Genomic DNA, 11,519 nt, shown 5'->3' on the forward strand with positions numbered 1-11,519 from the left:
TATAGATAGTAACGAAAAAAATGACAAGTTTCCGCCAAACGAAAAAAAGTAACAGTTACCTACTGTAACTGTTACTCTCCCTCTATTCTTCGTGCTTCACAAGTATTTTTTTCACCTTACGATCAAACTCTCTTCGAGTAATCATTACTGAATGGTCACATCCCTCGCACTTAATGCGGATATCCATTCCCATACGAATAATTTTCCAACGATTCTCGCCACATGGATGTGCTTTCTTCATTTCCACAACATCGTACAAGTTATATTCCTTTTGCTCCACTCTTCAAACTCCTCTCCATACTAAATTGCTTTTCCACTAACCAATTCTTCACGATTATATAAAACCATACGTGGATATGGAATTTCAATTCCATGTAAATCAAGACGATTTTTAATCTCTTTACGAAGTGCCCTTGCAATAACTGCATGTTGCATCGGCTCTACTTCAGCAATAACGCGTAATATAACTTCTGATGCAGCTAATGTTTGCACACCTAATAATTGAGGTGTTGTTACCATTTTTTCGTACTTTGAAGGTAACTCTACTAATAAATCTTCAATAACCTGCTCTGCTTTCGCAATATCAGCCTCATATGAAATAGATACATCAACAAAAGCTACACTATTACTAACTGAGTAGTTAGTAACTTGAATAATACTTCCGTTTGGTAAAGTATGAATTTCACCTGTCCAACTCTTTACTTTCGTTGTGCGGAGTCCAATTTCTAAAACGACTCCTTCAAATTGACCGATTTTAACATAATCGCCAACTGAAAACTGATCTTCTAGCAAAATAAATAAACCTGTAATAACGTCTTTCACTAAACTTTGAGCACCAAATCCGACTGCTAAACCAATTACCCCGGCCCCCGCTAATAAACCTGATGCATTAATATCAAACACACCTAAAATCGCAATTAGCATAATGAACATAACAACGTACGCTACAATATTTTCAAGTAATTTCGCTACTGTAACTGTACGACGTTCTGAAATTTGAATTGGAGAACGACTCCCCATACGAAACGCATTTCGTACAACCGCTCTTGCAATTCGCACAACAACTGCACCAATTATTAAAATAATACATATTTTTAATGTCGCAACTCCAATATGAGCCCAACGATCAGCATCTAATAAATACTGTTTCGTAGAATTAAACCACTTCGTTAATAAATCCATGTACCTCTACCTCTCTAGCTAAAATTTCTTTTTAGTTATCCTTATTATTGTATCAGAAGTCCTCTAATTGCTGAAAAAATTTTATGATTTTAATCCTATTTTATACCCGCCATTCAGGTATAAAATGGAACGAATATATATATACTAGTACTATTATTTCCGTTTTCATTCACATTTTGCAAAAATTACGCACTTATAGCTTTCCATTTTTCTCACCATATAACATATATTGAAAATTTATTAAAAGGATGGGTGCTTCATGAATATTGGAAGTTTTCGCTTACCATTTTTTGAGAAAGAAACTCAAAACGTTATGCACCAAGATCTAGAAGCCTCTGAGATAATCAGTAATTTCTTACTTACCCATATTCCTATTAAAACTAATATACCACTCATTCTCGTTTGTATCGGAACAGATCGTTCTACAGGTGACGCACTTGGCCCGTTAGTTGGTACAAAACTTGAACAAATAGACATCAAAAACCTCCAAGTATTCGGTACACTCGATGAGCCCGTACATGCGCTAAATCTAGAAGAAAAAATTCAGAATATACAGAAAGAATATCCTACTGCATTTATAATTGCTGTTGATGCATGTTTAGGAAAGTCCCAAAATATCGGGTCAATTACTACTGGAAAGGGACCTAGTAAACCTGGAGCTGCTATGAATAAGAAATTACCTGCAGTTGGTGATTTGCATATACACGGTATCGTCAATCTAAATGGGTTTATGGAGTTTTTCGTTCTTCAAAATACAAGATTAAGTTTAGTCATGAAAATGGCTGATGTAATCGCACAAAGTATAAAAGAGACAGATCAAAAATTATCCGCATTAAAAAAAGCAAACCATCTATAAATAATAAGATGGTTTGCTCTTTAATTTTTCTGTGATAATAGTTCTAAAATACGATTTAAATCTTCTTTATTAAAAAATTCAATTTCGATTTTACCTTTTTCTTTTTTCGTCTCTTTAATTTTCACATCTGTGCCAAACTTTTCTCTTAAGAACGTTTCACGTTCTACGAAAAATATATTTCGCTCTTTTTTCACTTTTTTTGTTTCACGTGAAACGTGTTGATTAATCTCTTGGACGATTTTCTCTAATTGACGAACATTTAATCCTTCTTTTTCAATGCGTTTCAATAAGGACTTCAATTGCTCTTCATCTTTTATCGTAAGTAAAGTTCTCCCATGAGCCATTGAAAGTTGACCATTTGCAATCATATCTTGGACGAACGAAGGGAGGCTTAATAACCGAGTATAATTTGCAATGTAAGGTCTGCTTTTGCCAAGACGTTTTGCTAATTGTTCTTGCGTTACATTTAGCTCATTCATTAACATCTGGTATGCCATTGCCTCTTCCATAGGATTTAAATCTTCTCGTTGTAAGTTTTCTAACAAAGCAAATTCCATCATTTGCTGTTCAGTTAATTGTCTTACAACCGCAGGTACTTTTTCTAAACCAGCTTCTTTTGCAGCACGAAATCGTCTTTCACCTGCAACGATTTCATATCCTTTAATACTCTTCCTAGCAATTAATGGTTGTAGAATACCGTGTTCCTTAATCGAAATTGCTAATTCCTGAATAGCCTCTTTATTAAAGTGTTTACGCGGTTGATATGGATTTGGCCTTAATTCAGTTACAAGAATCTCCTGGATTGTTTCCTCTTCTTTCACATCTAAATCAGGAAAAAACACATTAATTCCTCTTCCTAATCCTTTAGCCACCTGCAATCACTTCCTCTGCTAAATCTATATATACTTCTGCTCCTCTTGATTTAGCGTCATACTGCATAATAGGTTTCCCATGACTTGGAGCCTCGCTCAAGCGTACATTACGCGGAATAATCGAGCGATATACTTTATCCCTAAAATACTTTTTCACTTCATCTATAACTTGGATCCCTAAATTTGTACGGGCATCCAACATCGTTAACAATACGCCTTGAATTGCTAAATTTTTATTTAAATGTTTTTGTACAAGTCGAACTGTATTTAATAGCTGACTTAAGCCTTCTAGTGCGTAATATTCACACTGTACCGGAATAATAACCGAATCTGCTGCTGTTAATGCATTAATCGTTAATAACCCTAAAGACGGGGGACAGTCGATAATAATATAATCATATTCATCACGAACTGGCTGTAATGCTCTTTGCAAACGTACTTCCCGGGAAATAGTCGGTACCAATTCAATTTCAGCACCAGCCAATTGAATTGTAGCGGGTAGAACATCTAAGTTTTCAGTTGCGGTTTTCTGTATAACCCCTTGAACATCTGCATCTTCCACAAGAACATTGTAAATACATTGATCTAATTCAGATTTTTCAATCCCCACACCAGTCGTTGCATTTCCTTGAGCATCAATATCTACAAGAAGGACTTTTTTACCTACTTGTGCCAATCCAGCCCCTAAATTAACAGATGTTGTGGTTTTTCCAACACCGCCTTTTTGATTAGCAATAGCAATGATTTTTCCCATGATGTCACCTACTTTCAACCTTTCTATCTTATTCTAGTAACAATTACGTTTATTGTAACATGAAATAAAACTTTTTCTTTTACGTCCTTTATTAAACTTCAAAATTTATTTCTAAACTCCTTCTTCATTTAACAAGAAAATATAGTAAAAGAGACCTCTCCAATAGGATAAGGTCTCTAACACGTCATTATTATTTTTTCTTTGGAATTTTAATTGTAATTTGATAGTACTCATCAAATTCTTCTTCCTCAGAATTAACATTCAAACCACTTTCAGTAACCATTTGTAAAGATTGTCTAATTGTATTCATAGCAATCCTCGTATCTCGACTTACTGCTTTTTGCTTTGCCTTACGCTTCGGTTTTGCTTCCTCTAGTAACTTCGCAATTCGTTCTTCTGTTTGCTTTACATTCAGTTGTTTCTCCACAATTTCCTGTAAAACCTTCAGTTGTAATTCCTCATTTTTTAAAGGAATGAGAGCGCGGGCGTGACGTTCTGTAATGCTTTTTTCTAATAATGCACTTTTTATTTCTTCAGGCAACTTTAACAATCGCAACTTATTTGCGATTGTAGATTGTCCTTTTCCAAGTCGTTGTGCCAATGCTTCTTGTGTTAAATTATGTAACTCAATTAGCTTTTGATATGCCACAGCTTCCTCGATTGCCGTTAGTTCCTCACGTTGCAAGTTTTCAATTAAAGCTACAGAAGCTGTCTCTGTATCATTTAAGTTCTTTATAATTGCAGGAACCTTTTCCCACCCTAACTTTGTTGCTGCACGAAAACGTCTTTCTCCAGCAATAATCTCGTACTTGTCATCCTCATATTGCCTTACAACAATCGGCTGAATAAGTCCATGTGTACGAATCGTTAATGCTAGCTCATCAATACGCGCATCATCAAAAACTGTTCTTGGTTGATAACGGTTAGGGGTAATATTTACTATCGGAATTTCTTGTATTTCTTCATATACCTTTTTATCTATCTCTTCATGGCTTTCGTCTTGTAATTCGAATTCGCTCTCTTTATCTCCAAAGCCAAATAAACGAGAAAACGTATTTTTCATACATATTCCACCACCTTTTAGGCCTATTGACTATTCTCCATAAAATGTTTCCTATGAAACATTTACGTTTTCATTTATATAATTTAATCTTACGTCTAATAAGATTTATTTTTCAATAGGTAATTTATTGGGTGTTCCCGGTTTGCGTGGATATTTCTTTGGTGTCTTGCGCTTTTTCTCGATTAATAAAATATTACGTTCACTCTCTTCAAACGGTAATTGGAACGTAGACATCTCTTTTAACTCTCCGCCTAGCACCTCTAAAGCATACTTGCCATTTTCAATTTCCTCGTTTGCTGCTGCACCTTTCATTGCAATGAATGTTCCTCCAACTTTTACAAGTGGTAAACATAGCTCACTTAATACAGAAAGACGCGCAACTGCACGTGCCATTACAATATCGTATGATTCACGTACACCTTCTTTTTTCCCAAATGTTTCAGCACGATCGTGACAAAATGCAACGTCACTTAATTCTAACTTTTGTGCTAAGTGATTTAAGAAATTAATACGTTTTTGCAATGAGTCTACAATCGTTACTTTTAAGTGCGGGAAACAGATTTTCAAAGGAATACTTGGGAATCCAGCCCCTGCACCAACATCGCAAATTGAGAATGGTTTTGAAAAATCATAATAAAAAGCAGCTGTAATGGAATCAAAAAAGTGTTTTAAATATACTTCTTCTTTTTCTGTAATAGCCGTTAAATTCATTTTTTCATTCCACTCTACTAATGTTTCAAAGTAGATTTTGAACTGCTCTAACTGTCTAGAAGAGAGGGTGATTCCCTTCTCTTCTAGCATAGATTGAAATTGTTCTATGTTCATCTAGCAATATCTCCTTACTATTTATTGGTTCGATACGCGCGCAATTTTTCCTTGTTCAATATACACAAGTAAAATGGAAATATCCGCTGGATTTACACCCGAAATACGTGAAGCCTGCCCCATTGAAAGTGGACGAACATCTTTCAATTTCTGTCTAGCTTCTGAGGCAAGGCTAGAAATCGCGTCATAATCAATATCTACAGGGATTTTTTTATTCTCCATTTTCTTCATACGCTCTACTTGCTGTAAAGATTTTTCAATATATCCTTCGTACTTAATCTGAATTTCAACTTGTTCTGTAACTTCATCGCTTAATTCTACTTCACTTGGTACTAAAAGATGAATATGCTCATATGTCATCTCTGGACGACGTAATAAGTCACTTGCACGTATTCCATCTTTCAATTCACTTCCACCAATATTGCGAATTAATTCTTGAACTTCAGGACGTGGTTTAATAATAATGCTGCTTAAACGTTCCTTTTCCTGTTCAATTTGTAATTTTTTATTTGTAAATCGCTCATAGCGCTCTTCTTTAATTAACCCAATTTCACGACCAACTTCAGTTAAACGAAGATCAGCATTATCATGGCGTAATAATAGACGGTATTCTGCACGAGATGTTAATAAACGATATGGTTCATTTGTACCTTTCGTTACAAGATCATCAATTAAGACACCAATATAAGCATCCTCGCGGCCTAAAACAACTTCTTTTTTACCTAAAGAACGGCATGCTGCATTAATCCCAGCCATAAGCCCTTGTCCTGCGGCCTCTTCGTAACCAGAAGTTCCATTAATTTGTCCTGCTGTATATAAATTTTTAATCTTTTTCGTTTCAAGTGTTGGCCATAATTGTGTTGGCACAATTGCATCATATTCAATTGCATAACCTGTGCGCATCATTTCAACATTTTCTAGGCCTGGAATTGTTCTAAGCATGTCACGTTGTACATCTTCTGGTAGGCTTGTGGATAAACCTTGTACATATACTTCTTGTGTATTACGCCCTTCTGGCTCTAAGAAAATTTGATGACGTGGTTTGTCATTAAATCTTACTACTTTGTCTTCAATAGAAGGACAGTACCTAGGACCTGTTCCTTTAATCATACCAGAATACATAGCTGAACGATGTAAATTTTCATCTATTAAACGGTGTGTTTCTGTACTTGTATATGTCAACCAACATGGAATTTGATCCATAATAAATTTCGTTGTTTCAAAAGAGAACGAACGCGGCTTATCATCACCTGGTTGAATTTCTGTTTTACTGTAGTCAATTGTATTACTGTTTACACGCGGAGGTGTCCCTGTTTTAAATCTAACAAGATCAAATCCGAGCTCCTCTAAATGCTCAGATAATGTAATAGACGGTTGTTGATTATTTGGACCGCTTGAATATTTTAAATCGCCCATGATAATCTCGCCACGTAAAAATGTTCCAGTCGTAATTACAACGGTTTTCGCTATATATTCTGCACCAGCTTGTGTAACTACCCCTTTACATACACCTTCTTCAACGATTAAACGCTCTACCATTCCTTGGAACAACGATAAGTTTGGTGTTTCCTCAATTGTTTTCTTCAATTCATGTTGGTAAGAGAATTTATCAGCTTGTGCTCGAAGCGCACGTACAGCTGGGCCCTTACCTGTATTTAGCATACGCATTTGAATATGAGTTTTATCAATATTACGTCCCATTTCTCCGCCTAATGCATCAATTTCACGAACAACAATCCCTTTTGCTGGTCCACCAACAGAAGGGTTACATGGCATGAACGCTACCATATCTAAGTTAATTGTTAACATTAATGTTTTTGAGCCCATTCGTGCTGCCGCAAGACCAGCTTCACATCCTGCATGACCTGCACCGATTACTATGACATCGTATGAACCGGCATTGTATCCCATTGTTTATTCCTCCTAATAATCTCTATCTTTCTAAAACATCACTATATTATTTTCCTAAACAAAATTGAGAGAACAACTGGTCAATTAAGCTTTCATGAACTGTGTCACCAGTAATTTCACCAAGTATTTCCCACGTTCTTGTTAAATCAATTTGTACCATATCAATTGGCACACCATTTTCTATCGCCTCAATTGCATCACCGATTGTTTGTCCCGCTTGTGTTAATAATCCAATATGTCTCGTATTAGAAACATATGTCATATCTGCAGAATCAATTGTTCCTTCAAAGAATAAATCAGCTATTGCCTTTTCTAGTTCATCTATTCCTTGTTCCTCGATTAAAGATGTTGTAATAACACGATTTCCCGCGGCTAACTCTGTAACACGTTCCATATCAATCGTTTGCGGTAAATCAGTCTTATTCACAATAACAATAAAGTCTTTTCCTTGTACCGCACGGAATAGATCTTCATCCTCATTTGTTAAAGCCTCGCTATAGTTGACAACAACTAATACTAAATCCGCTTGGCTCATCATTTCTTTTGAACGCTCCACACCAATTCGTTCAACAACATCTTCTGTCTCACGAATACCGGCTGTATCTATAAGTTTAAGAGGTACACCACGCACATTAACGTACTCTTCAATAACATCACGAGTTGTTCCTGCAATATCAGTTACAATTGCCTTTTTCTCCTGAACAAGACTATTTAATAACGATGATTTCCCAACGTTAGGTCTACCGATAATTGCTGTAGCAATACCTTCACGTAAAATTTTCCCTTGTTTTGATGTTTCTAATATTTTTTCGATTTCCGAACGAACATGCGTCGCTTTCTCAATTAAAATATTATGTGTCATCTCTTCTACATCATCGTATTCTGGATAATCTATATTTACCTCAACATGAGCTAACGTTTCTAATATTTCTTGACGTAGGCGACCAATTAATTTAGATAATCGCCCTTCCATTTGATTAATTGCTACATTCATCGCACGATCTGTTTTTGCTCGAATCAAATCCATAACAGCTTCTGCTTGTGATAAATCGATACGTCCATTTAAAAAAGCACGTTTTGTAAATTCGCCCGGTTCTGCCAATCGTACTCCTTGTGCTAGAATAAGTTGCAATACTTTATTTACTGAAACAAGTCCACCATGACAGTTAATTTCAACTATATTTTCACGTGTAAAAGTCCTTGGTGCGCGCATAATAGACACCATAACTTCTTCAATAACTTGATTTGTATCTAAATCAATGATATGACCATAATGAATAGTGTGAGAAGGAACCTCTGTTAAATCCTTCCCTTTAAAAATACGGTCAACTTTCTCAACCGCATCATCCCCACTTACTCGAACAATGGCAATTGCACCCTCTCCAAGCGCTGTGGAAATCGCAGCAATTGTATCAAATTCCATGTCCTTTCACCTCACTTGCTTATTTATCTCTATTTCAACATGATTATTTCTTTCACTAAATTATTAGGATACCATAACGAACCTATCTACAAAAGAAGAATAACTCATTTTATTATATCCCCATGTAAAAAACACTAAACTTATTCACAGTGGATAAGTTTAGTGTTTTTTAGTTATCCACATCTATTTTTCGCTCAAAAAAACCGGCACTCATTTGAGCAACCGGTCATTTAGGAGATATTACAACATGCCGATGTGGTTCATTTCCTTCAGAAGTTGTTTTGATACCTTGATGATTTGATAATGCCTGATGAATAATTTTTCGTTCAAAAGATGGCATCGGTTCTAAAATAACTCTTTTTTTCGTATTAGATACTTGTTTCGCTAATCGATAAGAAAGTGATTCTAACGTACTTTTTCTTTTACTACGATAATTTTCAGCATCTAGTGTAATACCGATATACTGCTTCGTGTTACGATTCGCGACAAGTTTTGTTAAATACTGTAAAGAGTTCAATGTATTACCTCTTTTTCCAATTAAAACCCCTACATCATCACCAGAAATTGTAAATTCGATTTCGCGTCCTTTTACAATTTTACTAATTTCAACTTCCACACCCATATTGTGAATAACATTTCTTAAATATTCTTCACATTCCTGAATTGGATCTTTCTTCAATACAACTTCTACTACTGCAGGACGATTCCCAAATAAACCAAGGAATCCTCTTTTACCCTCATCGACAATATTTATATCTACTTGATCTTTTGATGTATTTAATTGCCTTAAAGCATCCTCTACTGCCAGCTCGACTGTTTGTCCTTTAGCAGTAATTACACTCACTTGCTTGAGCCTCCAGCTTTGCTAGCCTTAATCTCTGGCCCTTTGATAAAGTACATTTGAGCAATCCCAAAGATATTACCAACAACCCAGTAAAGTGATAATGCTGCTGGGAAGTTAATCGCAAAGATTAAAATCATAATCGGCATAAGCCAAAGCATCATTGCCATTTGCGGATTTTGACCAGCTGTTCCTGCCATTGCAAGCTTTTGCTGAATAAATGTCGTAATTGCTGCAACAACCGGTAAGATATAGAACGGATCTGCCTGTCCTAAATCAAACCATAAAAATGTATGTTCACTAATTGCTGTTGTTCTCATAATCGCATGATAAAACGCGAATAAAATAGGCATCTGAACAAATATCGGTAAACATCCTGCCAATGGATTTACACCATTCTTTTGATATAACTGCATCATTTCTTGTTGTAGTTTTTGCTGTGTTGCTTGATCTTTAGAACTATATTTCTCTTTTAACTTCACCATTTCTGGTTGTAACGCTTGCATTGCCTTTGTACTCTTTGTTTGTTTAATCATTAATGGTAATAATGCAAAACGAATGATAAGAGTTGTAATAACAATTGCTAAACCGTAATTACTGTTAAATAAGTCGGCAAAATACGTGATTAACTGAGAAAGCGGATATACGAAATATTCATTCCAAATCCCAGTACTTTTCGATGTAATCGGCTGACCTGTTTCACTACAACCGGTGGCAATCGCCATTAATGCAACGACCATGGCTAGTAAACCTAATTTCTTTTTCAAAGCCTACTCCTCCTTGTATCGGTATGTATATAGTGTAATTCATTTCCTTACGCTACTTTTTTATTCTTTTCATACCAGAGCGTTTAAAGACATGAATTAAGCTTTTCTTTACTTCTTCATATGTCATCTCTGCACAAGGCTTCCTTGCTATTATAACAAAATCTTTTCCAGAATCTATCTCATCTTTTAACTCTGTAATAGCCTGACGGACCATGCGCTTAATTCGATTACGAACTACTGCATTTCCTATTTTCTTGCTAACAGAAAGGCCGATGCGAAAGTTTGGCTGTTCTTCTTTATCTAATTGGTATACAACAAACTGACGATTCGCATTTGATTTTCCTTTTTGAAAAACCGCCTGGAATTCATCATTCTTCTTTATACGATGTTTTTTCTTCATATCAATTGACACTCCTGTATTTCATCAGCGGAAATTCACTATTATTAGAAAAAAAGACCACTGAACGATCAGTGGTCTACGCAGATAATACTTTTCTTCCTTTACGACGACGAGCTGCTAGCACTTTACGTCCGTTCGCTGTGCTCATACGGCTGCGGAAACCATGTACTTTGCTGCGCTTACGTTTATTTGGTTGGTAAGTTCTTTTCATTATATGACACCTCCCTGAGGAATATCTGTTAAAGACAGTCCTATAAATTATAGTTAATCAACTAGGAAAATGTCAATGGTTCTAGAAATTTTCATCAAATATTCATTTTGAACCTATTCACATACTTTTTCACAGCATCTATATTTCCTTGTGGATAAATGTTTTTTCACGTTTTTTATATCCACAAACTTTTTTCCCACTTTTACACAGTATATCGTGTTGTGGACAAGTTTATTCCACAAGGTATTGATTTTGTGGATAACTTTCTTAAATTCATTGCTATAGCCACTTTTTTTTGATATTATAGTTGTGTTTTCACTTTGAATAAGTTTTCCACATCTTTATCTTATCCACAATTTGTGTATAACATGTGGACAGTTTTAATCACATGTGGGTAAATAGTTGTCCACATTT

Annotated in this window: 13 protein-coding genes; 1 reads left to right on the top strand and 12 read right to left on the bottom strand. The window is 35.5% G+C overall.

Annotation, left to right across the window (positions count from 1 at the left end):
- Window positions 1-82: 82 nt before the first annotated feature.
- Both AC241_RS27220 and AC241_RS27225 read right to left on the bottom strand, forming a co-directional pair.
- Window positions 83-280: a DUF951 domain-containing protein gene (locus tag AC241_RS27220; protein WP_000435486.1), complete on the bottom strand. Its 198-nt coding sequence runs from the start codon at window positions 278-280 to the stop codon at window positions 83-85.
- 20 nt (window positions 281-300) lie between these two features.
- On the bottom strand, window positions 301-1,182 hold the full coding sequence (locus tag AC241_RS27225) for a mechanosensitive ion channel family protein (RefSeq protein ID WP_000365111.1): 882 nt from the start codon (window positions 1,180-1,182) through the stop codon (window positions 301-303).
- A 259-nt stretch (window positions 1,183-1,441) separates the two neighbouring features.
- Here AC241_RS27225 and yyaC point away from each other — a divergent pair, with 259 nt between their 5' ends.
- The gene (gene yyaC / locus AC241_RS27230) at window positions 1,442-2,038 is read left to right on the top strand and encodes a spore protease YyaC (protein ID WP_016079544.1); all 597 of its coding nucleotides are present in this window, start codon (window positions 1,442-1,444) and stop codon (window positions 2,036-2,038) included.
- Window positions 2,039-2,058: 20 nt separating this feature from the next.
- Here the strand turns inward: yyaC and spo0J are convergent, their stop codons facing one another.
- The 10 genes from spo0J to rpmH form a co-directional block, all read right to left on the bottom strand.
- On the bottom strand, window positions 2,059-2,910 hold the full coding sequence (gene spo0J / locus AC241_RS27235) for a stage 0 sporulation protein Spo0J (protein WP_080117058.1): 852 nt from the start codon (window positions 2,908-2,910) through the stop codon (window positions 2,059-2,061).
- Window positions 2,903-3,664 (bottom strand): sporulation initiation inhibitor protein Soj, encoded by a 762-nt coding sequence (soj, locus tag AC241_RS27240; RefSeq protein ID WP_000516114.1) that lies wholly within the window; start codon window positions 3,662-3,664, stop codon window positions 2,903-2,905. The genes spo0J and soj overlap by 8 nt, the downstream gene beginning before the upstream one ends.
- Before the next feature lie 190 nt (window positions 3,665-3,854).
- Complete coding sequence (gene noc, locus AC241_RS27245; RefSeq protein ID WP_000799016.1) at window positions 3,855-4,727, bottom strand: nucleoid occlusion protein; 873 nt, start codon at window positions 4,725-4,727, stop codon at window positions 3,855-3,857.
- 105 nt (window positions 4,728-4,832) lie between these two features.
- Window positions 4,833-5,552 (bottom strand): 16S rRNA (guanine(527)-N(7))-methyltransferase RsmG, encoded by a 720-nt coding sequence (gene rsmG / locus AC241_RS27250; protein WP_001019628.1) that lies wholly within the window; start codon window positions 5,550-5,552, stop codon window positions 4,833-4,835.
- A 21-nt stretch (window positions 5,553-5,573) separates the two neighbouring features.
- Window positions 5,574-7,463, bottom strand: a complete 1,890-nt coding sequence (gene mnmG, locus AC241_RS27255; protein ID WP_050844794.1) for a tRNA uridine-5-carboxymethylaminomethyl(34) synthesis enzyme MnmG — start codon at window positions 7,461-7,463, stop codon at window positions 5,574-5,576.
- A 46-nt stretch (window positions 7,464-7,509) separates the two neighbouring features.
- Entirely contained in the window at window positions 7,510-8,886 is a 1,377-nt protein-coding gene (gene mnmE, locus AC241_RS27260; protein WP_029443714.1) for a tRNA uridine-5-carboxymethylaminomethyl(34) synthesis GTPase MnmE, read from the bottom strand.
- A 226-nt stretch (window positions 8,887-9,112) separates the two neighbouring features.
- A complete protein-coding gene (gene jag / locus AC241_RS27265) occupies window positions 9,113-9,730 on the bottom strand; it encodes an RNA-binding cell elongation regulator Jag/EloR (RefSeq protein ID WP_016079540.1) in 618 nt (205 codons plus the stop codon).
- Window positions 9,727-10,494, bottom strand: a complete 768-nt coding sequence (spoIIIJ, locus tag AC241_RS27270; RefSeq protein ID WP_000727741.1) for a YidC family membrane integrase SpoIIIJ — start codon at window positions 10,492-10,494, stop codon at window positions 9,727-9,729. The genes jag and spoIIIJ overlap by 4 nt, the downstream gene beginning before the upstream one ends.
- 52 nt (window positions 10,495-10,546) lie before the next feature.
- Window positions 10,547-10,894, bottom strand: coding sequence for a ribonuclease P protein component (gene rnpA, locus AC241_RS27275; protein WP_000726621.1), 348 nt, complete (start codon window positions 10,892-10,894; stop codon window positions 10,547-10,549).
- A 76-nt stretch (window positions 10,895-10,970) separates the two neighbouring features.
- Window positions 10,971-11,105: a 50S ribosomal protein L34 gene (rpmH, locus tag AC241_RS27280; protein ID WP_000831901.1), complete on the bottom strand. Its 135-nt coding sequence runs from the start codon at window positions 11,103-11,105 to the stop codon at window positions 10,971-10,973.
- Window positions 11,106-11,519: the final 414 nt, after the last annotated feature.

Source organism: Bacillus thuringiensis (genome assembly GCF_001182785.1).
GTDB lineage: Bacteria > Bacillota > Bacilli > Bacillales > Bacillaceae_G > Bacillus_A > Bacillus_A thuringiensis_S.